The sequence below is a fragment of the Dyella sp. CR10 genome (assembly GCF_055814425.1).
On the sequence record NZ_CP185986.1, the window covers coordinates 5,173,704 to 5,198,433 of the forward strand.

Consider the following 24,730-nt stretch of genomic DNA (forward strand, 5'->3'; position numbering starts at 1 on the left):
CCTCCGTCGGCCGCCGCATGCCGCGGCGGCGATTCCCCCTCCGAGGTGCATCCATGTCGTCCTTCTCCTTGCGCGCTCTTTTCATGACCGCGCTGCTCTCGCTCGCCGCCGGTGCGCACGCAGAGTCGCCACTCCGGCAGCCCGGCAGCCTGATTGTCGATGGCAGCTTGCCGAAGGCGCAGGTCGAAGCGCAGGTGCTGGCCGCGCGTCGCTACGACACGTTCTGGAGCACCGGCGAAGAAGCGCTGGCCAAGGCTGCACTGGCTCCGGGTTTCATCGACCGCACGCCACCGCCGGGCCGCGCGCAGGGACTCGCCGGCCCGCTCGCCGCCTCCAGGCTGATGCGCGCGGCGATACCCGACCTGCGTTGCGAGATCGAACAGATGCTGGTGACAGGCGACCGCGTGGTGACGCACCTGCGCTTCCGTGGCCATTTCACCGGACGCTTCAAGGCCGTGCAGGGCAAGGGGCAGGCGATCGACTTCATCGCCACCGACATCTATCGCATCGCCGACGGGCATATCACCGACAACTGGCATCTCGAGGACAACTTGACGTTGATGAGCCAGATGGGCCTGTTGCCGGCGCCGGAGAACGCATCGTGAGCACGGAGCGCAGCTTTGACGGCAATCGTCGCGACTTTCTCGCCAAGGCGGGTGTCGGCGCCGGCATGTTGGTGACGGGAATGGCGATCCAGGCGATGCCCGGAACGCAAGCCGTGGCGCAAGCGAAACCCGGTCACATACGCGATGTCGTGCGCGGCGATGTCTGGCCGAACGGTGCGCGGTTGGTGATCTCCATTTCGATGCAGTTCGAGGCCGGCGGCCAGCCGCCGAAAGGTACGGATGGCCCGTTCCCGAAAGTGGACTTCCCCGCCAGCGTGCCGTCCGACGCTGCGACCGACACGTGGTTCGCCTACGGCTACCGCGAAGGCATCCCGCGCATGCTGGACCTATGGGACAAGCATGGCGTGAAAGTCACTTCGCACATGATCGGTGAGGCGGCGCGCCGCCACCCCGCGCTGGCCCGCGAGATCGTAGCGCGCGGGCATGAAGCCTCGGGCCATGGTCCGCGCTGGAGTTCGCAGTATGCGATGGATCGCGACGAAGAGCGCCGCTTCCTGATCGCCGCGCGCGACATGGTGAAAGAGGCCACCGGGCAGGCGCCGGTGGGCTACAACTGCAACTGGTTGCGGCGCGGACCCCACACGCTCTCGTTGCTGCAGGAACTGGGCTACCTGTATCACATCGATGATCTGAGCCGTGACGAGCCCTTCGTCGAGAAGGTGAACGGCAAGGACTTCGCGGTGGTGCCGTATACGCTGCGCAACAACGACATCCTGCTGGTCGAAGGCCGCAACTACTCGCCGGACGCGTTCCTGGCGCAGATCCGGCGCGACTTCGATCAGCTCTATCAAGAAGGCGCGACGCGCCGTCGCCTGATGTCCCTCAGCGCGCACGACCGCATCAGCGGCTCGCCGCAGATGGTGCACGCATGGGACGAATTCCTCACCTATGCGAGACGACACGAAGGCGTCGCCTTCATGCGCAAGGACGATATCGCGCGCTTCGCATTGGGCAGCCCGCACACCGTGCGCGAAACCGAGACCATCTAAAGGCAGATACGCATGACGAACTTTGAAGGCAGAAAGATTCTGGTAATCGGCGGCAGCTCCGGCATCGGCGAGGCGACGGCGAAGGCATTCGTAGCGGCCGGTGCGGCGGTGACCATCGCCTCGCGCTCCATGGAAAAGCTGGCGGCGGCGGCCAAGGCCATCGGTGGCGACCTGCGCGTCGTGGCCCTGGACACCACCGATGCGATCGCGGTGGAGTCGTTCTTTGCCGCGCAAGACAGCTTCGACCATGTGGTGGTGTCCGCGGCGCAGACGCCATCGGGCCCGCTGCGTGGCCTGCCGCTCGACGCGGCGCGCTCCGCGTTGGAAAGCAAGTTCTGGGGTGCGTATCACGTGGCGCGGTTCGCGAAGATCGCGCCGGAGGGCTCGCTGACCTTCATCTCCGGATTCCTGGGCACGCGGCCGAGCGCGAACGCGGTGCTGCAAGGCGCGATCAATGCCGCGCTGGAATCGCTGGGACGCGGCCTGGCATTGGAATTGGCGCCAGTGCGAGTGAACACGGTTTCGCCTGGGGTGATCGCCACGCCGCTTTGGTCAAAGCTGACCGACGACGCGCGCCGGAGCCTGTTCGAGGCCACGGCCGAACATCTGCCGGCAGGGCGCATCGGCCAGCCCGAGGATGTGGCCAGGGCAATCGTCTACCTCGCCGCGACACCGTTTGCGACAGGATCGATGGTGCTGGTCGATGGCGGCGGCGCCATCGCCTGATCGCTCTTCCATCTCGCTTCTCTCAAAGGGTTACAACATGCACATCGATCTATCCGGCAAGAACGCGCTGGTGACCGCCTCCACCGCCGGCATCGGCCTGGCGATCGCCACCGGATTGGCGCAGGCCGGCGCCAGCGTCGTGATCAATGGCCGCAAAGCGGACACGGTGCGCGACGTGGTGGACAAGCTCCGCCACCAGCTGCATGGCGCCAGTGTCGAGGGCGTCGCGGCAGACCTGTCCACGGCGGCGGGCGCCAAGGTGCTGACCGATGCGGTGCCCAGCGTGGACATCCTGGTCAACAACGCCGGCATCTTCGGACTGAAACCGTTTTTCGAGATCGACGATGCGGAATGGGAGCGCTACTTCCAGACCAATGTGATGTCCGGCGTGCGCCTGGCACGGCACTACATGCGCGGCATGATGGAGCGCGGCTGGGGCCGGGTGGTGTTCATCTCGTCCGAGTCGGGCCTCAACATTCCCGTGGAGATGGTGCAGTACGGCTTCACCAAGACTGCGCAGCTGTCCATTGCGCGCGGCCTGGCGAAAGTGGCTGCCGGCACCGGCGTCACCGTCAACAGCGTGCTGCCCGGACCGACGCTGTCGGACGGCTTCAAGGACCTGGTGCGCGAACAGGCCGAGCGCGAGGGCAAGAGCTACGAGCAGATCGGCAACGAGTTCGTGAAAGCGCACCGCGGCAGCTCGATCATCCAGCGCATCGCCTCGACCGAGGAAGTGGCGAACATGGTGGTGTATGTCTGCTCGGCGCAGGCCTCGGCGACAACGGGGGCCTCGTTGCGGGTGGATGGCGGCGTGGTCGATACGATCTAGCGGCATGCCATGGCGCGGAACGGAAAAGAAAACGCCCCGCGATGCGGGGCGTTTTTCGTCAAGCGGAGAGAGCCGGCTCAGGCCTTGTTCTCGCTCTCGTAGCGCTCCATGCCGTTGATGATCTCGGCCTTGGCCTCGGCGGCGTTGCTCCAGCCCTCGACCTTCACCCACTTGCCCTTCTCCAGATCCTTGTAGTGCTCGAAGAAGTGGCCGATACGCTCCAGCCAGTGGCCGGAAACTTCGTTGATGTCCTTGATGTGGGCGTAGCCGTTGAAGATCTTGGCCACCGGCACGACCACCAGCTTTTCGTCGGCGCCGGCTTCGTCCGTCATCTTCAGCATGCCGACCGGATGGCAGCGGATCACCGAGCCCGGCACCAGCGGCAGCGGCAGGATCACCAGCGCGTCCAGCGGATCGCCATCGCCGCCGAGCGTGCCCGGCACGTAGCCGTAGTTGCAGGGGTAGCGCATCGGCGTGGACAGGATGCGATCGACGAAGATCGCGCCGCTCTCTTTCTCCACCTCGTACTTGACCGGCTCGGAATCCTTCGGGATCTCGATGATGACGTTGATTTCGTTCGGCACGTCGCGGCCGGCGGAGACGAGATGCAGACCCATGATGATTCCTTGACTAAAGAGAGGTGCGAGGGAAAAAGGCGTAGGAAAGCCGCCAAGGATACGGCAAAGCCTGCTGCGCCGCAGCGTGCGGGGGTGTCGGATTCAGGGGCGCGTCAGTGCGCGGACGCGCTCAGCGCTGGTACGGGCGCTCGCGCAACCATTTGGTGGCAATCCATTTTTCGCCCTGGGCGACGGGCAGGCCGGCATGCAGCGACGCCTGGTCGCCGGTGTCGTAGGCGAAATAGACGGCCGAACCGCGCAGCGCCGTGACGGTGAGCCCTGCGGCGGGAAAGGCCGTGCCGCCGCCTTCCTCGGGGGTATTGAGGTACATCACGATGCTGGCGATGCGCTGGCCGCCGCGCGCGGTGACCGCGGTGAAACCCGGCTGAGTGGGATCGAACCAGTCAAAATGCGGCTCGTACTCCTGGCCGGGCAGGTAATGCAGCACCTGCAGGCCTTCGCCGTGGTTGATCGGCAGGTCCACCAGCCTGGCGATGCGCTGCTCGATGCGCTGGATCAGCGGCGTTTCCCCGATGCGGAAGAACATGCCGTTGCTGCTGCGCCGTTCGTCGGCCTGGTGGCGGCCATCCTCGTCTACGGTGAGCGAGCGCGCCAGGCGCGGCTGGGCCAGCGCGACCAGCGCGTCGCACTCCTCGCCGGTGAGCAGTCCTTCCAGCACCCGCACCGCAGGGCTGTCCACGCTGACGCCCACGCGCACGACATGGCCGTCGATGCTGGCGCACGGCGCGGCAGGATGGCGGGTGCGTTTGGCGCCGGCGCGCGGCAGCGTGGCATGGAGTGCCGCGAGCGGCACGCCGAGCACTTCGGACACGGCGCGATGGCTCTGCTGCGCGTCGTAGCCGGACTCCTGCATCAGCTTCACCACCTCCAGCGGACCATGGCCGGCGCGCGCGGCGGCCAGGATCCATTCGCGGAGTTCCGGGCGGGTCTTGTGGAAGTGCTTCATGCGGAGCGGGGCACGGTGTGAAGGGAAGCGCCTACTTTAAGGGCCTGCGAGCTATTTCACGTGATCCCACAGATAGGTATAGCCCAGTGCGTTCATGAAAGCCGCCTGCTTGTTGTCCGCCGCCGCGCCATGGCCACCTTCGATGTTCTCGTAGAACGACGTGTCGTAGCCCATGCCGGCGAGCCTGGCGTACATCTTGCGCGCGTGCACCGGGCCGACGCGATCGTCGCGGGTGGAGGTGGTGAACAGCACGGGCGGATACTTCTGGTCCGCCTTGGCGTTGCTGTAGGGCGAGAAGGTCTTGATCCATGCCCATTCCTGCGGCTTGTCCGGATCGCCGTACTCGGCGATCCACGACGCGCCGGCCGACAGGTGCGTGTAACGCTGCATGTCCAGCAGCGCGACCTGGCTGACGATGGCACCGTAGAGCTGCGGATACAGCGTAAGCATGTTGCCCATCAGGAGGCCGCCGTTGCTGCCGCCCATCGCGCCCAGGTGAGCCGGCGAGGTGACGCCGCGCTTGAACAGGTCTTGCGAGACCGCGGCGAAATCCTCGTAGGCGCGTGGACGGTTCGCCTTGAGCGCCGCCTTGTGCCAGCGCGGACCGTATTCGCCGCCGCCGCGGATGTTGGCGATGACGTAGACGCCGCCCTTGTCCAGCCACGCGCGTCCGACGGTGCCGCTGTAGGCCGGTTGCAGCGAGATCTCGAAGCCGCCGTAGCCGTACTGAAGGGTCGGGTTCTTGCCGTCCGCCTTCAGGTCTTTGGCGGCGATCTGGAAATACGGCACGCGCGTGCCGTCCTTGGAGACGGCGAAGTGCTGGCTCACCGCGTACTTCGAGGCATCGAAGAAGGCGGGGCTGTGCTTGATCGCCTGCGGTTCGCCCTGGTCCAGCGTGCCCGCGTAAAGCGTGGTCGGCTGCAGGAAGCCGCTGACGGTGAGGAAGTAGTCGTCGCTGTCATCCGCGTCGATGCCCGCGGCGGCGATGGTTGAGAGTGCCGGCGCGCCGCCCAGGCTTTCGCGCTTCCATGCGCCGGGCTGCGGCGTGAGCACTTCGAGGCGGTTCACCACGTTGTCCATCACGTTGAGGATCAGGTGGTGGCGCGTCCAGGAGTAGCCGTCCAGCGCGGTGGTATCGGTCGGTTCGAACAGCGCGATGAGTTCGCGCTTGCCCGCCATGTAGTCGTCGAAGTTGCCGGCGAGCAGCGAACCGGCCTTGTAGGTCTTGCCGCCCACGGTCCAGTCGCTGCGCGGCGTGACCAGCAGCCATTCGCGATGCACGTCGGTGGTGGCGTCATTGGGCACGTCGATCTTGACCAGCTTGCCGTCCTTGCCGCGCAGGAAGGTCTCGCTGTCGTAGAAGGCCAGCTGGCGATGCACGAAGTCGCGCTCGAAACCGGGCGTGTGGTCGCGGTCGGCCGAGATGCTCATGTCCTCGTGCTTGCCTTCGTAGACGAAGGCCGCGGCCGACAAGGGCGTGCCGCGCTTCCATTCCTTGACGATGCGCGGATAGCTTGAGGCGGTCATCGAGCCGGGGCCGAAATCGGTGGCGACGTACAGCGTGTCCTGGTCCTTCCAGGTGACCTGGGTCTTGGCCTCGGGCAGGCTGAAGCCGTCCTTCACGAAGGTCTTGGAGACGAGGTCGAACTCGCGCACCACGTCGGCATCCGCACCGCCGCGCGAGAGCATCAGCAGGCAGCGCCGGTTCTCCGGTTTGAGACAGTCGACGCCGTGCCACACCCAGTTCTCGTTCTCCGCCTTGGCCAGCGCGTCCAGGTCGATCACCGTTTCCCACGACGGCTGGTCCTTGCGATAGTCGGCCGGCGAGGTGCGGCGCCACAGGCCGCGTGGGTGATCCTTGTCGCGCCAGAAGTTGTAGTAGCGGTCGCCGATCTTGGTCGCGAACGGGATGCGCGCATTCGAGTCGAGCACCTCCAGGATGCGCGCGTCGAGCTGCTTGAACTCTGCCGTGTCGGCGTACTTCTTCACCGTTTCGGCATTGTGCTGGCGCACCCAGTCGAGCTGCCTGGCGCCATCGATGTCCTCCAGCCACAGCTGGGGATCGCTGGCGGTGCCAGAGGAGGGCTGCGCGGCGTCAGCGGGGGTCATCAAGGTCATGGACAGAACCAGTAGCGAGGCGAGGTAGGACGTCTTCACCGGAAATGCCTTTGTCGGGGTGGCAGTACCCGCATTCAAGCAGGCGAGACGCTGCGCGTCACCCGGGGAGGGCGGCGCGGCGCGGACGCTGCCGGCGCAAGGCCTTGGCCATGCGCCGCACGGCTTCGTCCAGTTCGGCGGCGTCGTGGTAGCTGAAACCAAGGCGCATATAGGGGCCGGACTGCTGCTGGAAGTCGTAGCGTGCGGCGTCGAAAAACAGGACGCCTTCGCTTTGGGCATCGTGCGACCAACGCGCCACGTCGATACCGCGGTCCGCGCTCGCCCAGAGCCCCAGGCCGCCCTTGGGCGGGCTGAAGCGCAGAGCGCCGCCGAGGTGCCGGCGCAGCGCGTCGGCCATGGCATCCCGGCGTGAGGCATAAACCTGGCGCATGCGGCGCGCGTGGCGTAGCAGTTCGCCATCTTCGAACAGCTCGGCCAGGGCGCATTCCATCGCCGCGTCCCCTCGTGCGTCGCTGGCCGCGCGCAGGCTAAGCAGGCGCGCCGCCATGGCTGGCGGCGCCACCACGAAGCCGGTGCTCACGCCCGGTGCCAGCAGATGGGAAAGCGAGCCGACATAGATCGTGTTGGCGCCGCCGCTGCCGGCGGCGATCGGCAATATCGGCCGGCCTTCGTAGTGGAATTCGTGGTCGTAGTCGTCCTCGATGATGGCGAAGCCATGGCGCAGCGCCAGCTCGGCCAGGCGCTGGCGCCGCTGCGGCGACATCACCGTGGTGGTCGGAAACTGGTGGTGCGGTGTGAGGAACACCGCGCGCAGCGCCTGTACGCGCAGCAGCGCCTCCAGCGCATCGACGTCGAGCCCGTCGCCATCCACCGCCACCGGCAGCAGCCGCGCGCCAGCCAGGCGCAGCACACTCCAGGCCGGGGGATAGCCGAATGCCTCCACCGCGACGGCATCGCCGGGGGCGATCAAGGTGCGTGCCACCAGATCGATCGCCTGCTCGATGCTGCGAGTGATCAGCAGATTGTCGGGCGTGACGGACAAAGCGCGCGTGCGCGCAAGCATGGCCGCCAGCTCGGCGCGCAGGCGCACGTGGCCGGCCGGATGCGTCTTCGCCAGCAGCGCGCGCCCGCGCAGTTCGATGGCGCGACGGAAGGCGCGCGCCAGGACGCGCGCGGGAAACAGCCTGGTATCCGGCGCGCCGTGCAGCATCAGCAGTCCGGCCGCCGGAGCCGGTGCGACCGGCGGGAGCACCAGCGGCGGCAACGCGTAGGTGGGCGTATCGCGATCGGCCGCGGGCGTGGCAGGCGGCTGCGGGGGCGGTTCGGCGACGAAGGTGCCGCCGCCCGCGCGCGTGCGGACCAGGCCTTCGGCGGCCAGCTCGTCGTAACCGGCCACCACGGTGTTGCGGTTCACGCCCAGGCGTGCGGCCAGTTCGCGCGAACCCGGCAGGACATCGCCCGGTCTGAGTCGGCCCCGGCGGATGTCGTCGGCGATAGCGCCGGCAAGCTGCAGGAAGATCGGCAGCTCGCGTGCGGGATCGAGGGCGATGGACAGTTCCCAGCGGCGCATGCGTGGATTCTAGGGCTGCACCGGCCCACGTACACCCATGACCTGCCAGGCACCGGACCAGCCTTCGTCGCGAAAGTGGCGCTCCCGCGCCAGCGTGCCGGGTTTCACGCTGAAGCCTTTCCGGTCCGCATCCGAGGAGGGTTTATGCGATCGCTATCGCATTTCATGCTCACCGCTTTTTGCGCAGCGGCCCTGCCCGCGCTGGCTTCCGGCCAGACGGCGTATCACCTGTTGCGGTTGCCCGGCCTGGGCGGTTCGGTGGCGGCCGGCAGCAGCATCGACGACCTGGGCCTGGTCAGCGGCAGCGCCAACCTGGCCGGCGATCAGGCCGCGCACGCGGTGCTGTGGCTGAATGGTTCGGCGCACGATTTGGGCACCCTGGGCGGTACCAACAGCGCCGTGCAGTGGCCAGTCAAGAACAACGCCGGCGTGCTCGCCGGCATCGCCCAGACCGGGCAGACCGATCCGCTCGGCGAAAGCTGGAGTTGCTCCGGATTCTTTCCCGGGCCGCAGGCATCCGGTCATACATGCCTGGGCTTCGCGTGGATCTGGGGACGCATGTGGCCGCTGCCGACGCTGGGCGGCAACAACGGATTCGCCGCCGGCGCGAACGACCGGGGCGAAGTTACCGGCTGGGCCGAAAACACCGTGCGCGATCCCACCTGCGACACTGCGGGTAGCGGCCAGGTGCTGCAGTTCCGGCCAGTGGTGTGGGGACCTGCGCCAGGCCAGCTGCGCGAACTGCCGCTGCCTGACGGAGACAGCTCGGGCGCAGCGACGGCCTCGAATGATCAAGGGCAGGTCGTGGGCATCGCTGGCACCTGCGATCAGGCGGTGGGGCGCTATAGCGCGCGCCATGCGGTGCTGTGGGATCACGGCGTCGTGCGCGATCTGGGCAATCTTGGCGGCGTCGCGTGGCATACGCCGATGGCGATCAACCGGCGCGGACATGTGGTCGGCTTCTCCAACGTGTCGGCTGCCGACGGCGGCAAGCTGCACGAGCACGCTTTCCTGTGGACGTCCGCTACCGGCATGCGCGACCTGGGCACGCTCTATCCCGACGACGTGCACAGCCAGGCCTTGGGCATCAATGCGCGCGACCAGGTGGTGGGTGTTTCATGCACCGCGCATTTCGCCAGCTGCCATGCCTTTCTGTGGGAGGACGGGCGGATGAGCGATCTGGCGCTGCGCGTGACCGGCGGCGACGAGCTTACGCTGGTGCAGGCGTTGGACATCAACGATGCCGGCGTCATCAGCGGGCAAGGTGTCGATCCGGTCGCCGGCACCGTGGACGCATTCATGGCCGTGCCGGCGGGCGCCATGCCGGTATCTGCCGTGCGCCATGCCGTGGCCGACCGTCCCTTGCCGGAGGCCATGCGTTCGGCATGGTTGCGGCGCTGGCGCGTGGCGAGCGCCATGGACGTGCCTTGAACGAAAAGGCCGTCCGCATTCGCCCACATCCGCTTTGCCGTCCCCGCATAAAAAAGCCGCCGGCTATGTACCGGCGGCAGTCGGGGAGATCCGAGATCCCTCGGCGCCGTTCCAGGCACCGGGGCTCGGTGTTGTGTAATGCCTTGGGTCAGAAGTCGTAGCGCGCGGTGATGCGGAAGTAGCGCGGGTCGGACACGTTCAGTTCGCGCAGGTACAGCGGGTTGGGCGTGTTGCGCGCGCCGGTTTCGTAGCGATAGTTGTAGGCCGTGGCCACCTGGCGGTTGAGCACGTTGATGATGTCCAGCTGCAGCGTGAAATCCTTCAGCCACTTCGGCTGGTAGGCCACGTTGAGGTTCAGCTGATAGGTCCAAGGGGCGGTGCCGTGCGAGCCGCGGGGCGAGAACGCATAGTCCGACGCGGCGGGGACATACGCGATGGGCTTGCCCTTCGAATCCTTGGCTCCCGGCACCGTGCCCGAGCCGGACAGGCCGCAGAACCAGTAGGCGGAGCTGCCGTAGAGACCTGCATCCGCCGTCGGATAGTGGCTGGTGCAGTTCTTCGGACGACCCGACGCTGCGATCAGCGTTGCGCCGAAACGCCACTCCTCGGTGGCCTGGAAGTAGCCGAACGCCTTCAACTGGTGCTTGCGGTTGTTCGGCAACAGGCCGTTGGAGCCGACCATGAGCTGCGGCAGGTCCCAGTCCTGGGTGGTGGACACATCGGCCTGGCCGCCGTTGCCGGTATCCAGGTCGGAGGCCAGCTGGCCCTCGGTGTTGCCGTAGTTGCGCGAGAACGTGTAGTCGATGCGGCCGTACCACTTGTCCGCGAACGGATGCTCCAGGAACAGGTCGAGGGCGTAGTACTTGCGCTTGAGCTTGGGCAGGCCCAGCTGCTCGGTCGTGTAGGTCACTTCCTTGAAGCTGCCGTCCGCTTGTTCCTGCAGGAAGGTGTTCGTCGTGCCTGGGTTGAACAGGAAGCACGAGCCGCCCAGCGCCTGGGCGCAGGTGTCGTCGATCGCGCTGCGCAGCTTGCGGTAGGTCAGCTTGGCGCCCCAGTTGAAGGTCGGACTGATCTGCTGCTCCAGGCCGGCGATGTACTCGTCCTGGTAATGGGACTTCAGGCCCTTCGCCGCCACGGTCCGCGGATCCGGTGCCGTGCCGCACTCCAGGTTGGTGGAGACGGCATTGGTATTGCCGCAGGCGTGGCCCTGGCTGCGGTCTACCGCGATAGGGGTCAGGCCGGTGGGCGCGCCGGTCTTCGGATCGACGCCGGTATAGGTGAAGTACTCGTTGGTGATCAGCGAGCCGGAAGCGCCGCGCACCGCGACGTTGTTCGGCATCGCCAGGTGATAGCGGCCGGCGTTGGCGTAAAGCTTCAGCGAGGAATCGCCGAACACGTCCCAGGCGGCGCCGATGCGCGGAGCTAGCTGGTGGCGCTGGCGCGCGTACGGCTTGCCGTCGCCGTTGTAGTTGGTGAACTGTTCGTTGCGCAGGCCGACCGACAGCAGCCAGCGGTCGGTGATCTGCCAGCGGTCCTCGATGAACTGGGCCTGCTGCTCGGTCTTCACCTTGGCGTTCTGCGTGCTGTAGGCGCGCGAGACGAAATAGCCCTTGGTGCCCAGGCCGCCGCCCGAGGCCGGCGTGCCGGTGCCGAGGGCATCGATAGCGATGTTCGGGTCTTTCTGCCAGCCGTAGACCCAGGCGTAGCCGCCGGGATAGGACTGGCCGGTGAGCGACTCGGCGGTCTGGTCGTCGATACCCGCGCGCAGGTCGTGATCGCCGAGACGGTACTCGACGTCCAGGCGCCAGCCATGGGTCTTGTCGTTGGCGCCCGGAATCAGCAGCGAGGACACCGCACCCTGCTGGCAGGCGCCGTAGGTCAGGCCAGGTGCCTGCACCGGCGCAGAGGAAGAGATGTATGGGCAGTTCGGGTCATAGCCGAACGGCTGCTGCAGATGCTCGAGGTTCTGCTTGCCGACCAGCGCCGACACGGTCAGGTCGTCGGTGATGTAGCTGGTGTACTTGGCGATGTAGAGCCGACTGCTGTCCTTCTGGTGTACGCCACCGTTTTTGACGTCGCCGTGCGAGAGGTCGTTGTAATTGAAGGCGTAGCGGCTGGAATCGTAGACGATATTGTCCTGGACGCCGGTCAGCTCGAGGATGTTGCTGTCGGTGATGTTCCAGTCGACCTTCGCCGTCCAGCGCGGCAGCTTGTAGGTATAGTCGTTCCAGCCGGTCTTGGCGACAGGGGCCGACGAGTTGGAGAACGACGCGACGGCGTTGCCGCTCTGCTTGGTCATCTCGCCGTCGACGTAGAAGAACAGCTTGTCCTTGATCAGCGGGCCGCTGACGTAGGCACCATAGGTGTTGTACGAGTACTGGTTCTTGTTGCGGTACCAGTAGAGCGTGCCATCCGTGCGTTTGGTCGGATCGGGATTGCCGGCCGTGTAGAAGCCCGTATTGGGGAAGTAGTTGTTGCGCGGATTGGCTCGCAACGCTTCCGGACGCAGGATGGCGTACACGCCGCCCTTCCACTGGTTGGAGCCGCGCTTGGTCACGATATTGATCACGCCGCCAGTGGAGCGGCCGAACTCGGCGCCGTAGCCACCGGTGAGCACCTGCTCCTGGTCGATCGCGTCGAACGGCAGAGTGGTCGCGCCCAGCGAGGTGAGCGGATTGGTCACGGCGTAGCCGTTGATGTAGTACGCGTTCTCCGACGAAGCCGCGCCGCCGAAGCTCGGGATGTTGCCGAAGCCGGTGGTGCTGTAGCTGGAGTTCTCGACCACGCCCGGAGCGAGCAGGGCCGCGGCGCCGACGCTGCGGCCGATCGGCAGCTTGGCCAGCTGCTCGGAGGTGAGCACGGTGCGCGTGTCGACGGAGGATACGTCGATCGCCGGCAGCGCGGCGGCCACCACCGAGACGCCCTCGAGGTTCTTCGCATCGCCGGACGCGGCAGCGGCGCCGAAGGACACTTCGGCGCCGCTGGCGATCGCCACCACGATGTTGTCGCGCGTGCTGACGGCGCTGCCGTTGTTCTGCAGCGTCACCTTGTACTTGCCCACCGGCAGGGTGGAGAAGCGGTAGCGGCCGCTGTCGTCCACGGTAGCGGTGCGGGTGAAGCCGGTCTCGGTGTTTTCGACGAGCACGGTGGTGCCCTGCTTGGCCGCGACTTGGCCGAAGATCGAACCGGTGGTGTTGGACTGTGCGAACGCGCCGGTGCTGGCAAATGCCAGACCCATGGCGAGCGCGAGTGCGGAATAGCGCAGTGGACGCGACGCCGAAGCGATGGTGATGGTCATTACAACAAGCTCCCCCAGGAGAATTGGACAAAGCGAAGGACGCGGCCCGCAGGCAGGCGCGTAGTCGTCGGAAGTGCTCCCTGGCGCACGGTGGAATGAACAGGCCGCAAGAACCTGCCCCGGTCCCTCCCCAGGGACCAGAGATGTGCGCCGGTGGCGTTTTTCCCCCAGGCCGGATGACGTCCGGCCTGTAACGCTTCTAACCAAAGGGTTACGGAAGCGTCAACACGTACGTCGCAAAAAAACGTAGGAATTTTTTACGTCGCTTTCACATCAATATCTTACGTTTCGACGGGGACTCGCGATCGCAGATGAGTGGTTCGATGAAACTTACGCCTGGCTTGCCAAAAACTTGCGCCAATGTGACGGCTGGCGATTTGGACGTCCAAACGCAACGGGCCGGGGCTTGTGGCCCCGGCCCGCATGCATGCCGCCGGTCCTGTCAGAGCAGCGGGATCAGCAGCAACGCCACGATGTTGATGATCTTGATCAGCGGATTCACCGCGGGGCCGGCGGTGTCCTTATAGGGATCGCCCACGGTGTCGCCGGTCACGGCGGCCTTGTGCGCATCCGAGCCCTTGCCGCCGTGATGGCCGTCCTCGATGTATTTCTTGGCGTTGTCCCAGGCGCCGCCGCCGGTGGTCATGGAGATGGCCACGAACAGACCGGTGACGATGGTGCCGATCAGTACGCCGCCCAGCGCCTGCGCACCGGCCTCGGCACCGCCCAGCCACTTGAAGCCGAACACCACGAGCACCGGCACCAGCACCGGCAGCAGCGAGGGCACCAGCATTTCCTTGATCGCCGAGCGGGTCAGCATGTCCACCGCACGCGAGTAGTCGGGCTTGGTGGTGCCTTCCATGATGCCTTTGATCTCGCGGAACTGGCGGCGCACTTCTTCCACCACCGAACCTGCCGCGCGCCCCACGGCTTCCATCGCCATCGCGCCGAACAGATAAGGGATCAGGCCACCGATCAGCAGGCCGATGATCACGTAGTGGTTGGACAGGTCGAAGCGGAAATCGCCCACGCCCAGATGCTGGCTGAGGTTGTGCGTGTAGTCGGCGAACAGCACCAGCGCGGCCAGGCCGGCCGAGCCGATGGCGTAGCCCTTGGTTACCGCCTTGGTGGTATTGCCCACCGCGTCGAGCGGATCGGTCACGCCGCGCACTTCCGGCGGCAGCTCGGCCATCTCGGCGATGCCGCCGGCGTTGTCGGTGATCGGGCCGTAGGCATCCAGCGCCACGACCATGCCGGTCATGCTGAGCATGGCGGTGGCCGCGATGGCGATACCGTACAGTCCGGCCAGCGCGAACGAGCCCCAGATCGCCGCGCACACCGCCAGCACCGGCAACGCGGTGGATTTCATCGACACACCGATGCCCGCGATGATGTTGGTGGCATGGCCGGTGGTCGAGGCCTGCGCCACGTGGCGCACGGGCGCGTACTCGGTGGCGGTGTAGTACTCGGTGATCACCACCATGGCACCGGTGAGGGCCAGGCCGATCAGCGCGCAGCCGTAGAGCTTGCCCACCCCGTAGGCCGATTCGGCCATCAGCTGGCTGGTGATCGGCCAGAACGCGACGGCGGCGAGCACGGCCGAGACCGCCACGCCGGCGTAGAGCGCGTTCATGATCTTGCCGCCCGCACGCGAGCGCACGAAGAAGGTGCCGATCACCGATGCGATGATCGACGCACCGCCCAGCAGCAGCGGGAACAGCACGCCGTTGGAGCCGGTCTGCTCGGCCATCACGCCGCCCAGCAGCATGGTGGCGATCAGGGTCACCGCGTAGGTTTCGAACAAGTCGGCCGCCATGCCCGCGCAGTCGCCCACGTTGTCGCCCACGTTGTCGGCGATCACCGCCGGATTGCGCGGATCGTCCTCGGGAATGCCCGCTTCGACCTTGCCGACCAGGTCGGCGCCCACATCGGCGCCCTTGGTGAAGATGCCGCCGCCCAGGCGCGCGAAGATCGAGATCAGCGAGGAGCCGAAGGCCAGGCCGACCAGCGCATGCAATGCGTGCATGTTCTCATAGCCCATGCCACGCAGCGCCGCGTAGTACGCGGCGACACCCAGCAGGGCCAGGCCGACCACCAGCATGCCGGTGATCGCGCCGCCGCGGAAGGCGACATTGAGTGCGGCGGCGAGCCCGCTGCGCGCGGCCTCGGCGGTGCGCACGTTGGCGCGTACCGAGACGTTCATGCCGATATAACCGGTGGCGCCAGACAGCAACGCGCCGATGGCGAAGCCGATGGCCGTGCCCCAATCCAGCGCCAGGCCGATCACGATGAAGAGCACCACGCCGACGGCGCCGATCGTGGTGTATTGCCGGTTGAGGTAGGCCCGGGCGCCTTGCTGGATCGCCGCGGCGATCTCCTGCATGCGCTCGTTGCCCGGTGATTTGGCCAAGATCCAGCGCACCGAGAGCGCGCCATACAGAACCGCCACGACCGCACATGCAAGCACGATCCACAAGCCATACTGCTGCAGCATCGAAGCCTCCCCATCTCGGTTGTAGTAGCCGCCCATTGCGGGCGGTTCCGGCGAGTATAGGCAGAGGTCGATGGCGTTCATGTTGTGCGACGCAACGGCGCACGAAAAAAGGCGGTGCCCCGTAGACACCGCCTTCACCATGATCCATCCGCCGCTTAGTTCAGCACCATGTCCAGGATGATGCCGGTGCCGATGGCGACGAGCAGGTAGCCGCCGTCGTCGCGCACCCAGTGATAGCCGTACGGCGGCGGACGCAGGCGGTAGTAGCGATAGTCGTTCACCACATACACCGGGCCGTAGTAGCGCTCGCCGCGCGCCCAGCGATGAGGATGAGGACGATAGTGGCCGCCGTAATAGCGGCGATCGTGCCAACCGCGATCCGGACCGCGCCAATGGTCGCGGCGGTCCCAGTCGCGGCGGTCGTGATCGCGACGGCCCCATTCCTGACGACCGCGGTCGCGATCGTAGTGGCCATGGCGGTCGCCGCGATCGTGCCCGCGATCGTGATCGGCCAGCGCGGCGCCGCTGCCGGCCAGGAGGCCCAGCGCGAGGAACAGCTTGCCGAGGAACTGTTTGCCCAGAGTCTTCATTTGCGCTCCTCCGACGAATCGCCGTCGTTGCGAAAGATCGTAAAAAGATGCGTCTGAACGATGAGTCCTATTCGTCACGGGGTCTTTATCCACTGCTCAGCTGTCATGCCTTCGCCATCTGTCTTTTTTCAAACTGAAATATATGATTTAAAAGGATATTTTGACTAAAGCATGTCTCCCTCCGGCCGATGCAGGGGCCAGCTCCCCACTTCCCCGAGTAGGTGTCGCATGCGTTTTCTCCAAGCTCTCGCCCGCCACTGGCGGGTCTTGCCCGCGCTTTCCTTGCGGTTCCGTCTGATCCTCCGTCTCGTCGGCCTGCTGCTGCTCCTGCTGGTGGTGGGCGGCGTCGCCGGGTTGTCCCTTTGGCATGCCGACCAGCGCATGGGTGCACTGGTGGCCGACGCGTTGAGCCCGTTATCCGACGTGGGCCGCATCCAGAACGATTACAGCGACAGCCTCAACGCACTCACGCATGCCGGGCTCACGCGGCTGCCATCCGCACTGGAGGAGGCGCGCACGCAGATCCAGTCCAACCGCGTGGAGATCGGGCGTCGCTGGGAACATCTGCGCGGTAGCGGCCTGGCGCGCGAACAGGCCCAATTGCTGGCCTTGACCGACGCACACCGGAAGGCGGCCGAGCAAGCCGTCGACGACGCGCTCAAGCAGCTGGAGGCCGAGCAGTACGACCTCGCTCAGTTGCAGATCGCTTCCGACGTGCAGCCGGCCTTCGTGCCGCTGCATGCGGATTTCGCCAACCTGTTCGCCAAGGCCGTGCAGGCTGGCGAAGAGGCGGTGGCTGCCGCGCATGCGTCGAGCCGCCGCGTGCAGATCCTTCTGACCGCCGTGCTGATGGGCGGATTGCTCGCGGCGCTGCTGCTGGATGGTCTGCTGATCCGCGCCATCACCCGCCGTCTGCGCCAGGCGGTCTCGGTAACGCAACGCATCGCCGATGGCGCGCTCGGCCATGCGCTACAGGTCGGAGATCACGACGAAATAGGCGCTTTGCTGCGCGCATTGCAGCGCATGGATCTGCGCCTGGCTGACGTAGTGCGCGAGGTGCAGCAGGGCGCGCTCGGTGTCACTCGATCCGCCGATCGGCTGGCCCGCGACAATGACACCTTGCGCAAGCGCACACGGACCCAGGCCGATAGTCTGGAGCGCAGTGCCGCCTCGATGGAGCGCCTCACCGAGGCGGTGCGCCGCAACGCTGACCATGCGGCGCTCGCCGACCGCCTCGCCGCCGCCGCGCGCGAGCAGGCCGAGGCGGGCAGCGGCATCGTGGCCCAGACGCGCCGCTCGGTCGATGCGATCGGCGACGCCCACCGACGCATGAGCGACATCGTGGCAGCAATCGACACGCTGGCTTTCCAGACGAGACTGCTCGCCTTGAACGCGGCGGTGGAAGCGGCCCATGCCGGCGCGCACGGGCGCGGCTTCGCAGTGGTCGCCGACGAAGTGCGCCAGCTGGCCCAGCGCAGCACCGAGGCCGCGCGCGAGATCCGCGGCTTGATCGAAGACAGTCACGCCAGGGTGGAGGCAGGCGCCGTGCTCGCCGCGCATTCCGGCGACGTGTTGATACGCATTGTCGAAGGCGCTTCGCAGGTTTCGCAGGCCGTCGCCGCGATTCGGGCGAGCAGCCGCGAGCAGAGCGAAGGCATCGGCGAGATCGACGCTGCGGTGCGGCATATGGATGAGGGCACGCGGCAGAACGCGCGTCTTGTGGGCGACGTGGCGGACGCGGGCCGCGCGTTGCGTGGTCAGGCCGATGCGCTGACGGCGCTGGTCGGGTTCTTCCGTTCCGCCGACTCGCCGGCCGAAGAGGGTGCAAAAGCGTGATGCGGCTCGCGCGTCCCGACCAAAAGGCGTACAGGCGTGCGCCGGGTGCTATGGCAAGCTCGCCAGCACGATGGGAGGGCCGCAATGAGCGCATGCCAATGGCCGACTGGAATCGGGCTGCTGTTGCTGGCCCTGCCGTGGCTGTTGCACGCGACGCCGCCGCGCGCGGAACGCCTGGAATGGCACGGCAAGGCCTACGCGCTGCTGAGCGAGCCGCTGGAGCAGCGCTACCCGGATCGTCAGGCGCGCCCGCGTTTCATGCCCGCACCACTGCGCGCCGCAGACGACCGCGGCTATGTCGGCAGCTGGCGCCTGGAAGACGATCGTCTCTATCTGGTGGACATCGATACGTGGCTCTGCGCCGACGCGGCCGCGCGCACCGGCGACTGCCGCCGGGCCACGCTGGCCGAACTGTTCGGCGCGACGCAGGGCGGGCAGGTATTCGCGAATTGGTACAGCGGCGAACTGATCCTGCCTGACGGTGCCTTGTTGCCGGGCGACGGAACCGGCTACGGTGCGCCCCACGAGCGGACCATCCGCATCACCCTGAAGGCCGGCAAGGTGACTCGCATTGAGACGATCGACAATGCGCATCCGCGCAAGGCGGAGCGCTGAGCGGTGTTTTGGCGAACCATCGCGGTAATGGGCGTATTGGCCTTGTTGCTCTACGTGGGTTACGCCGCTGCGCTCTACTTCAACCAGCGGGCGATGATGTATCACCCGGAGGCAACCTGGCGAGTCGTGCAGGCGCCCGATATCGAGCTCGTTCGCGATGGTGTGCCTCTGCGCGGTTGGGTGATGCATCCGGGGCAGCCAATGGCGATTTTGTACTTCGGCGGCAATGGTGAGCGCGTAGAAGACGCGCGCGAGTCGCTTGCCCGCTGGTTCCCGCAACACACAATCTATCTGCTGGCCTACCGCGGCTATGCGGCCAGCGGCGGCGAACCGGAAGAGCGGTCGCTGGTGGCCGATGCGCTGGCCTGGTTCGATCGGATCGCGCCCGACCATGCCTCGGTTGCTGTCATCGGACGCAGCCTGGGCAGTGGCATTGCCGTACAGCTGGCCGCGCAACGTCCGGTGGAGCGATTGGCGCTGGTGACGCCGTTCGACAGCATGGTGCGCGTGGCGAAGGATTTTCATCCATGGATGCCGGTCGACTGGCTTGCGCGTGAACGCTATGAATCGTGGCGCTATGCGTCGAGTGTGCGTTGTCCGGTGCTGATCATCCGTGCGGGCGAGGATGAACTGGTGGCCGCCGCGCACACCCAGGCGCTCGCTTCCGCCTTTTCTTCACCGCCGTTGCTGCAAGTGGTGCCGGATGCGGGACACAACGACATACAGGAGTATTCCGCTTATCGCATCGGCTTGAGCCGCTTCATGCAGTGATTGCTTCTGACAGCGGAGTGGTAAGCCACCTGCGCAGTGCGGCGATGGCGTCGTCGCTTTCGTTGGCCGGCGGATAGACCAGGTGGTAATCCTGGCCGTCCAGTTCGGGGCCGAACGGGATCGTCAGTGTGCCGCGGGTCAGTTCGCCGGCGACCAGCGCGATGTTGATCAGGGCTACACCCTGGCCGGCGATGGCTGCGTCGATGGCGTGGGCTTCGTCGCTGAAGGTCACGCCGCGCGAGACATCCGCGCCGTGAAAGCCGGCGGCACGGTGCCACGCCGCCCAGTCGGATGGCTCGCGAAAACCCGGTTGCCACTGGTAATGCAGCAGCGGATGACGCATCAGGTCGGCGGGCGCACGCAATGTCAGCCGCGGGCTGCACATTGGCGCGAAGCGCGCGTGCAGCAGCGGCTCGCTGTGCAGGTCGCGGAACGGGCCTTTGCCGTAGCGCACGGCGGCATCGATCTGCTGCGAGCCGAAGTCGACTGGTTGGGTGGACGCATGCAGGCGCAGATCCAGTTCCGGATAGTTGGCCTGGAATGAGGCGAGCCGCGGTACCAGCAGGCGAGCGACAAAAGCCGGCGTCGCCGATACGGTCAGGATGCGCCGTCGCCGTGGGCGCAGCAGCGGAGCGAGCCCTGCCGCCATCAGGTCGAAGCCGTCCCGCAACGCAGGGAAAAGTTGGCGACCTTCGGCGGTGAGCGTCACCTTGCGCACCTGCCGCTCGAACAGCGCGACGCCGAGCAGCTCTTCCAGCTGGCGTACCTGATGGCTGATCGCTGTGGCGGTCACCGACAACTCCTGCGCGGCGAGGCGGAAGCTCTGATGACGCGCCGCGGCTTCGAAGGCGCGCAGGGAGGCGAGGGGCGGGAGGTGTCGGCGCGAGCTTTCCATGGGTGATCTGTATTCATGCATGAGCTGAGAAAGGATCGTTTTTCAGGCCGGTTCTTCGTTCATAGCATGCGCTTCCGGCTCCATCACGTGAATGGAGTTCATGCCTGGAGAACTCGATGACCACCTTGCTCCACCTCGATGCCAGCGCCCGCGGCGGCCGCTCCGATCTGCACCGATTCGGCTCGCACACGCGGCGGCTGAGTGCACGTTTCGTCGACCGCTGGCATGCGACGCATCCGGCCGACGACGTGCTTTATCGCGACATCGGGCAGCGCCCGCCGACGCCGGTCGATGGCAGCTGGATCCATGCGGCCTTCACGCCGGAACCGTCACGCGCATCGTGGATGTGCCAGCGGCTGGGCGAGAGCGATGCCCTGATCGACGAACTGCTTGCCGCCGATCTCATCGTGGCCGGCGTGCCGATGTACAACTTCGGCGTGCCGAGCGGCTTCAAGGCCTACATCGACAATATCGTGCGCGTGGGGCGGACGTTCGGTTTCGACCGGTCGCGCACCGGCGCGCCGTACTGGCCTCTGCTCGACGACAAGCCGCGCACGCTGGTGCTGCTGAGTTCGCGTGGCGACTACGGCTACGACGCTGGCGGGCGCATCGCTGCGATGAATCATGTGGAGCCTGCCGTGCGCACGGCTTTCGGGTACATCGGCGTGACGGACGTGCGCATGGTGGCGGTGGAGTACGACGAGTTCGGCGGCGATCGCCTGGCCGCCTCGCTGCATGCAGCTGAGGCGGCGGTGGACGCGCTGGTGGACGAGCTGCAGCGGGCGCACGCGGCGCACGCCCCGCCGCCGTTGGTCATGGCGTAAACGCGGGCAGCTTGCGGGCTACGGCGGTGTTCTTCAGTTGCACGTACTTTGGCAGCCCGTTCTTGCCGTAGGGCAGCGAGGCCTCGCCCTGGATCAGCGGGGCGAGGTAGCGGCGTGCCGCGGCGGTGATGCCGAAGCCGTCGCGGGTGAGGAAGGAGGCCGGCATTTTCTTCTCGCGATTGGCGATCTTGGCCAATGGCGCCGATTCAATCTTCCAGCGATACGGCGCGTCGGAGGTGCGCACGATCACCGGCATCACCGCGTTCTGGCCGGCCAGCGCGTATTCCGTCGCGGCCTTGCCGACGGCGTAGGCCTGGTCGGCGTCGGTCTTGGAGGCGAGGTGGCGGGCCGAGCGCTGCAGGTAATCGGGCAGCGCCCAGTGGTACTTGTAGCCGAGCTTTTCTTTCACCAGCGCGGCCAGCACCGGCGCGACGCCGCCCAGCTGCGCGTGGCCGAACGCATCGCGCGTGCCGGCTTCGGCGAGGAACTGGCCCTGTGCGTTGCGGATGCCCTCGGAGGCGACCACGGTGCACCAGCCGACGCGTTCCACCGTGGCCTTGACCTTGGCCAGGAACGCCTCTTCGTCGAACACGCGCTCGGGAAACAGGATGAGATGCGGCGGCGCATCCGGGCTCTCGCCGGCGAGGCCCGCGGCGGCGGCGATCCAGCCGGCGTGGCGGCCCATCACTTCGAGGATGAAGACTTTGGTCGAGGTATCGGCCATCGAGGCGACATCGAGGCTCGCTTCGAGCGTGGAGACGGCCGTGTACTTGGCGACGGAGCCGAAGCCGGGGCAGCAGTCGGTGACGGCAAGATCATTATCGACGGTCTTGGGCACGCCAATGCAGCGGATGTCGTAACCCATGGCCTTGCCCAGCTGCGAGATCTTCAGCGCGGTGTCGGCCGAGTCGTTGCCGCCGTTGTAGAGAAACCAGCGGATGTCGTGGGCGCGCAGCACATCGATGAGCCGCTCGTACTCGGCGCGGTTCGCTTCCAGCGATTTGAGCTTGTAGCGGCAGGAGCCGAACGCCCCGCCAGGCGTGTGGCGCAGCGCCGCGATGGCGGCGGCAGTTTCCTTCGACGTATCGATCAGCTCTTCGCGCAGCGCGCCGAGGATGCCGTTGCGCGCCGCATAGACCTGCACGCCTTGGGCGCGCGCAGCCTCGATCACGCCGGCGGCGGTGGCATTGATCACCGCGGTGACGCCACCCGACTGGGCGTAGAGCAGGCGGCCGGCGGGGGATCGGGACGAGCGCTTCATAGGCATTCTCCAGGTGGTCTTTTCGTGCGGTGCGGCAATCTTGCGCCGAGCCGGGATGTCTTTTGCAACAGTGATTTAGCGCAAACGGGCGACGCATCTTGTTTGACGGCACCCCCTGCAGACGTTAACGTGACTGTCAATTTCCTTCTGTATTGGCGGACCCGGCGGCAAGCGCCGCGGCGAGCCGGAACTCGTGGAGCATTATGCGACTCGTCCTTCTTGGCCCGCCCGGTTCGGGCAAAGGTACCCAGGCTGCGCGCCTCAAGGTTGAACTCGGCGTTCCGCACATTTCCACCGGCGACATGCTGCGCGCGGCGGTGGCCGCCGGCACCCCGACCGGCCTCAAGGCCAAGGCGGTGATGGATGCGGGCAAGCTGGTGTCCGACGACATCCTGCTGGCGATGCTGGAAGAGCGCCTGTCGCAGGACGACGTGAAGAACGGCTTCATTCTCGACGGCTATCCGCGCAACGTGGCCCAGGCCGAGGCGCTGGGCCACCTGCTGGCCAAGATCGGCCAGCCGCTGGACGCGGTGGTGAAGCTGGACGTGCCGGATGAGGTGATCATCGGCCGCGTCGAGATCCGCTTCCAGGCCGAGCACCGCAAGGACGACGATCCGGCGGTGGTGCGCGACCGCCTGAAGGTCTACGCCGAGCAGACCGCGCCGGTGGCGGATTTCTTCGCCAAGCGCGGCCAGCTGCAGGTGGTCGATGGCGTGGGCGAGCTCGACGAAGTCACTGCGCGCGTGAAGCACGCGCTCTCGCGGGAATCGGCCGCCGCCAACGGCTGATCCCACGGGCCGCCACCGAGCGGCCCGTTCTTTTTTCGAGTGTCCTTTTGCGGCAATCCCCTCATCGTGACGGCCACGTGCCGCGCCACGCGTTCGACAGGTTCTCCATGCGTCTGCACATTCTCGGCATCTGCGGCACCTTCATGGGCGGCGTGGCCGCGCTGGCGCGCGAGCTCGGCATCTCTGTCGAAGGCTCCGACGCCAACGTCTACCCGCCGATGAGCGACCAGCTGCAGGCGCTGGGCATCGGCTTGATGCAGGGCTACAAGGCCGAGCACCTGCAGGCGTCGCCCGGCCATGTGCGGCCGGACCTGGTGGTGGTGGGCAACGCCATGACCCGTGGCAATCCCGCGGTCGAATACATGCTCGACGAGCAGATGCGCTATGTCTCCGGCCCGCAGTGGCTGGGCGAGACGCTGCTGGCCGGGCGCGAAGTGCTGGCGGTTGCCGGAACTCACGGCAAGACCACCACCACCAGCCTGCTGGCGCACCTGCTTGAAAGCGCCGGTCTCAAGCCGGGCTTCCTGGTGGGCGGCGTGCCGGGCAACTTTGGTATCTCCGCGCGGCTGGGCGAGGGCAAGCCGTTCGTGATCGAGGCAGACGAATACGACAGCGCGTTTTTCGACAAGCGCTCCAAGTTCGTCCACTACCGGCCGCGCATCGCCATTCTCAACAACCTCGAATACGACCACGCGGACATCTTTCCGGACGTGGCCGCGATCCAGCGCCAGTTCCACCATCTGGTGCGCACGGTGCCGGGCAATGGCCGCCTGATCGTCAACGCGCACGACGAGCGTCTCGCCGAAGTGCTGGCGATGGGCTGCTGGACGCCGGTGGAGACCTTCGGCATCGGGCGTGGCGACTGGCAGGCTTCGCTGATCGAGGCGGACGGTTCGGCGTTCACTGTCGCTCTGCGCGGTGAAACGCTGGGCGAAGTGCGCTGGCCGCTGCTGGGCAATCACAGCGTGATGAATGCATTGGCCGCGCTCGCCGCGGCGGCGGCGGCGGGGGCCGATCCGCGCACGCTGCTGCCGGCTTTCGCCAGCTTCCAGAGCGTGAAGCGCCGCATGGAAGTGGTCGGCGACGTGGATGGCGTGCGCGTGTACGACGATTTTGCCCATCACCCGACCGCGATCGCCACGACGCTGGCCGGCCTGCGTGCGAAGGTGGGTGGGTCGCGCATCCTGGTCGCGCTGGAGCCGCGCTCCAACTCGATGCGCCTGGGCGCACATGCCGAAGGGCTGGCGCCGTCGCTGGCCGACGCGGATGCGGTGGTGTTCCTGCATCGCTCCGAACTGCCGTGGGACGCCAAGCGCGTGACCGACGCGCTGCAAGGCCGCGGCGCTACCGCACCAACGGTGGATGCGCTGGTGCAGACGCTGCGCACGCAGGCGCGGGCGGGCGACCACGTGGTGTTCATGTCCAACGGCGGTTTCGAAAATGCGCCGCGGCGTTTCGTCGAGGCGCTGCGCGGCGCCTGAGCGG

20 protein-coding genes are annotated in these 24,730 nt (G+C 66.7%); 11 read left to right on the top strand and 9 right to left on the bottom strand.

What is annotated here, in order from left to right; all coding sequences use genetic code 11:
* Window positions 1-53 precede the first annotated feature (53 nt).
* The 4 genes from ACNR9O_RS23140 to ACNR9O_RS23155 are packed head-to-tail and all read left to right on the top strand — an operon-like array spanning window position 54 to window position 3,170.
* Complete coding sequence (locus ACNR9O_RS23140) at window positions 54-605, top strand: ester cyclase (RefSeq protein ID WP_473684265.1); 552 nt, start codon at window positions 54-56, stop codon at window positions 603-605.
* Window positions 602-1,615: a polysaccharide deacetylase family protein gene (locus ACNR9O_RS23145; protein WP_473684263.1), complete on the top strand. Its 1,014-nt coding sequence runs from the start codon at window positions 602-604 to the stop codon at window positions 1,613-1,615. The genes ACNR9O_RS23140 and ACNR9O_RS23145 overlap by 4 nt, the downstream gene beginning before the upstream one ends.
* 12 nt (window positions 1,616-1,627) lie before the next feature.
* Window positions 1,628-2,341, top strand: coding sequence for an SDR family oxidoreductase (locus ACNR9O_RS23150; protein WP_473684261.1), 714 nt, complete (start codon window positions 1,628-1,630; stop codon window positions 2,339-2,341).
* A gap of 37 nt (window positions 2,342-2,378) precedes the next feature.
* The gene (locus ACNR9O_RS23155; RefSeq protein WP_473684259.1) at window positions 2,379-3,170 is read left to right on the top strand and encodes an SDR family NAD(P)-dependent oxidoreductase; all 792 of its coding nucleotides are present in this window, start codon (window positions 2,379-2,381) and stop codon (window positions 3,168-3,170) included.
* A 77-nt stretch (window positions 3,171-3,247) separates the two neighbouring features.
* Here ACNR9O_RS23155 and ppa read toward each other — a convergent pair whose 3' ends face one another.
* The 4 genes from ppa to pdxR all read right to left on the bottom strand — a co-directional run bounded on the left by ppa (window position 3,248) and on the right by pdxR (window position 8,442).
* A complete protein-coding gene (ppa, locus tag ACNR9O_RS23160) occupies window positions 3,248-3,787 on the bottom strand; it encodes an inorganic diphosphatase (RefSeq protein ID WP_473684256.1) in 540 nt (179 codons plus the stop codon).
* A 130-nt stretch (window positions 3,788-3,917) separates the two neighbouring features.
* Complete coding sequence (locus ACNR9O_RS23165) at window positions 3,918-4,754, bottom strand: 2OG-Fe(II) oxygenase (RefSeq protein WP_473684254.1); 837 nt, start codon at window positions 4,752-4,754, stop codon at window positions 3,918-3,920.
* 51 nt (window positions 4,755-4,805) lie between these two features.
* On the bottom strand, window positions 4,806-6,872 hold the full coding sequence (locus tag ACNR9O_RS23170; protein WP_473700840.1) for a prolyl oligopeptidase family serine peptidase: 2,067 nt from the start codon (window positions 6,870-6,872) through the stop codon (window positions 4,806-4,808).
* 97 nt (window positions 6,873-6,969) lie between these two features.
* Window positions 6,970-8,442 (bottom strand): MocR-like pyridoxine biosynthesis transcription factor PdxR, encoded by a 1,473-nt coding sequence (pdxR, locus tag ACNR9O_RS23175; protein WP_473684250.1) that lies wholly within the window; start codon window positions 8,440-8,442, stop codon window positions 6,970-6,972.
* Window positions 8,443-8,586: 144 nt separating this feature from the next.
* Between pdxR and ACNR9O_RS23180 the strand changes: the two genes are divergently transcribed.
* The gene (locus ACNR9O_RS23180) at window positions 8,587-9,873 is read left to right on the top strand and encodes a hypothetical protein (protein WP_473684248.1); all 1,287 of its coding nucleotides are present in this window, start codon (window positions 8,587-8,589) and stop codon (window positions 9,871-9,873) included.
* 148 nt (window positions 9,874-10,021) lie between these two features.
* Here the strand turns inward: ACNR9O_RS23180 and ACNR9O_RS23185 are convergent, their stop codons facing one another.
* The 3 genes from ACNR9O_RS23185 to ACNR9O_RS23195 form a co-directional block, all read right to left on the bottom strand.
* A complete protein-coding gene (locus ACNR9O_RS23185) occupies window positions 10,022-13,171 on the bottom strand; it encodes a TonB-dependent receptor (protein ID WP_473684246.1) in 3,150 nt (1,049 codons plus the stop codon).
* Window positions 13,172-13,613: 442 nt separating this feature from the next.
* The gene (locus ACNR9O_RS23190) at window positions 13,614-15,665 is read right to left on the bottom strand and encodes a sodium-translocating pyrophosphatase (RefSeq protein WP_473684244.1); all 2,052 of its coding nucleotides are present in this window, start codon (window positions 15,663-15,665) and stop codon (window positions 13,614-13,616) included.
* A gap of 155 nt (window positions 15,666-15,820) precedes the next feature.
* Window positions 15,821-16,255, bottom strand: coding sequence for an RcnB family protein (locus ACNR9O_RS23195; protein ID WP_473684242.1), 435 nt, complete (start codon window positions 16,253-16,255; stop codon window positions 15,821-15,823).
* Window positions 16,256-16,483: 228 nt separating this feature from the next.
* Here ACNR9O_RS23195 and ACNR9O_RS23200 point away from each other — a divergent pair, with 228 nt between their 5' ends.
* The 3 genes from ACNR9O_RS23200 (at window position 16,484) to ACNR9O_RS23210 (ending at window position 19,477) form a co-directional block, all read left to right on the top strand.
* Window positions 16,484-18,091: a methyl-accepting chemotaxis protein gene (locus tag ACNR9O_RS23200; RefSeq protein WP_473684240.1), complete on the top strand. Its 1,608-nt coding sequence runs from the start codon at window positions 16,484-16,486 to the stop codon at window positions 18,089-18,091.
* An 84-nt stretch (window positions 18,092-18,175) separates the two neighbouring features.
* Complete coding sequence (locus ACNR9O_RS23205) at window positions 18,176-18,706, top strand: hypothetical protein (RefSeq protein ID WP_473684238.1); 531 nt, start codon at window positions 18,176-18,178, stop codon at window positions 18,704-18,706.
* A 27-nt stretch (window positions 18,707-18,733) separates the two neighbouring features.
* A complete protein-coding gene (locus ACNR9O_RS23210) occupies window positions 18,734-19,477 on the top strand; it encodes an alpha/beta hydrolase (RefSeq protein ID WP_473684236.1) in 744 nt (247 codons plus the stop codon).
* Here ACNR9O_RS23210 and gcvA read toward each other — a convergent pair.
* Window positions 19,467-20,372, bottom strand: a complete 906-nt coding sequence (gcvA, locus tag ACNR9O_RS23215) for a transcriptional regulator GcvA (protein ID WP_473684234.1) — start codon at window positions 20,370-20,372, stop codon at window positions 19,467-19,469. The two genes, ACNR9O_RS23210 and gcvA, sit on opposite strands and share 11 nt — an antisense overlap.
* A gap of 116 nt (window positions 20,373-20,488) precedes the next feature.
* On the opposite strand from gcvA, the gene ACNR9O_RS23220 reads away from it, so the two are divergent.
* Window positions 20,489-21,196 (top strand): FMN-dependent NADH-azoreductase, encoded by a 708-nt coding sequence (locus tag ACNR9O_RS23220; RefSeq protein ID WP_473684232.1) that lies wholly within the window; start codon window positions 20,489-20,491, stop codon window positions 21,194-21,196.
* On the opposite strand, the gene ACNR9O_RS23225 is transcribed toward ACNR9O_RS23220, so the two are convergent.
* Window positions 21,186-22,457: a 6-phosphofructokinase gene (locus ACNR9O_RS23225; protein ID WP_473684230.1), complete on the bottom strand. Its 1,272-nt coding sequence runs from the start codon at window positions 22,455-22,457 to the stop codon at window positions 21,186-21,188. The two genes, ACNR9O_RS23220 and ACNR9O_RS23225, sit on opposite strands and share 11 nt — an antisense overlap.
* Window positions 22,458-22,660: 203 nt before the next feature.
* On the opposite strand from ACNR9O_RS23225, the gene ACNR9O_RS23230 reads away from it, so the two are divergent.
* Window positions 22,661-23,245: an adenylate kinase gene (locus ACNR9O_RS23230; RefSeq protein ID WP_473684228.1), complete on the top strand. Its 585-nt coding sequence runs from the start codon at window positions 22,661-22,663 to the stop codon at window positions 23,243-23,245.
* Window positions 23,246-23,352: 107 nt separating this feature from the next.
* Window positions 23,353-24,726: a UDP-N-acetylmuramate:L-alanyl-gamma-D-glutamyl-meso-diaminopimelate ligase gene (gene mpl / locus ACNR9O_RS23235; RefSeq protein WP_473684226.1), complete on the top strand. Its 1,374-nt coding sequence runs from the start codon at window positions 23,353-23,355 to the stop codon at window positions 24,724-24,726.
* The last annotated feature ends 4 nt before the right edge of the window (window positions 24,727-24,730 follow it).

Excerpts from the sequence above, each read along its gene's own strand:
- ACNR9O_RS23205 (WP_473684238.1), top strand. The coding sequence starts at position 18,176 with ATGAGCGCATGCCAATGGCCGACTGGAATCGGGCTGCTGTTGCTGGCC.
- pdxR (WP_473684250.1), bottom strand. The coding sequence starts at position 8,442 with ATGCGCCGCTGGGAACTGTCCATCGCCCTCGATCCCGCACGCGAGCTG.
- ACNR9O_RS23195 (WP_473684242.1), bottom strand. The coding sequence starts at position 16,255 with ATGAAGACTCTGGGCAAACAGTTCCTCGGCAAGCTGTTCCTCGCGCTG.
- ACNR9O_RS23155 (WP_473684259.1), top strand. The coding sequence starts at position 2,379 with ATGCACATCGATCTATCCGGCAAGAACGCGCTGGTGACCGCCTCCACC.
- gcvA (WP_473684234.1), bottom strand. The coding sequence starts at position 20,372 with ATGGAAAGCTCGCGCCGACACCTCCCGCCCCTCGCCTCCCTGCGCGCC.
- ACNR9O_RS23220 (WP_473684232.1), top strand. The coding sequence starts at position 20,489 with ATGACCACCTTGCTCCACCTCGATGCCAGCGCCCGCGGCGGCCGCTCC.
- ACNR9O_RS23200 (WP_473684240.1), top strand. The coding sequence starts at position 16,484 with ATGCGTTTTCTCCAAGCTCTCGCCCGCCACTGGCGGGTCTTGCCCGCG.
- ppa (WP_473684256.1), bottom strand. The coding sequence starts at position 3,787 with ATGGGTCTGCATCTCGTCTCCGCCGGCCGCGACGTGCCGAACGAAATC.
- ACNR9O_RS23210 (WP_473684236.1), top strand. The coding sequence starts at position 18,734 with ATGGGCGTATTGGCCTTGTTGCTCTACGTGGGTTACGCCGCTGCGCTC.
- ACNR9O_RS23190 (WP_473684244.1), bottom strand. The coding sequence starts at position 15,665 with ATGCTGCAGCAGTATGGCTTGTGGATCGTGCTTGCATGTGCGGTCGTG.
- ACNR9O_RS23150 (WP_473684261.1), top strand. The coding sequence starts at position 1,628 with ATGACGAACTTTGAAGGCAGAAAGATTCTGGTAATCGGCGGCAGCTCC.
- mpl (WP_473684226.1), top strand. The coding sequence starts at position 23,353 with ATGCGTCTGCACATTCTCGGCATCTGCGGCACCTTCATGGGCGGCGTG.
- ACNR9O_RS23170 (WP_473700840.1), bottom strand. The coding sequence starts at position 6,872 with ATGACCTTGATGACCCCCGCTGACGCCGCGCAGCCCTCCTCTGGCACC.
- ACNR9O_RS23230 (WP_473684228.1), top strand. The coding sequence starts at position 22,661 with ATGCGACTCGTCCTTCTTGGCCCGCCCGGTTCGGGCAAAGGTACCCAG.
- ACNR9O_RS23185 (WP_473684246.1), bottom strand. The coding sequence starts at position 13,171 with ATGACCATCACCATCGCTTCGGCGTCGCGTCCACTGCGCTATTCCGCA.
- ACNR9O_RS23180 (WP_473684248.1), top strand. The coding sequence starts at position 8,587 with ATGCGATCGCTATCGCATTTCATGCTCACCGCTTTTTGCGCAGCGGCC.
- ACNR9O_RS23165 (WP_473684254.1), bottom strand. The coding sequence starts at position 4,754 with ATGAAGCACTTCCACAAGACCCGCCCGGAACTCCGCGAATGGATCCTG.
- ACNR9O_RS23140 (WP_473684265.1), top strand. The coding sequence starts at position 54 with ATGTCGTCCTTCTCCTTGCGCGCTCTTTTCATGACCGCGCTGCTCTCG.
- ACNR9O_RS23225 (WP_473684230.1), bottom strand. The coding sequence starts at position 22,457 with ATGAAGCGCTCGTCCCGATCCCCCGCCGGCCGCCTGCTCTACGCCCAG.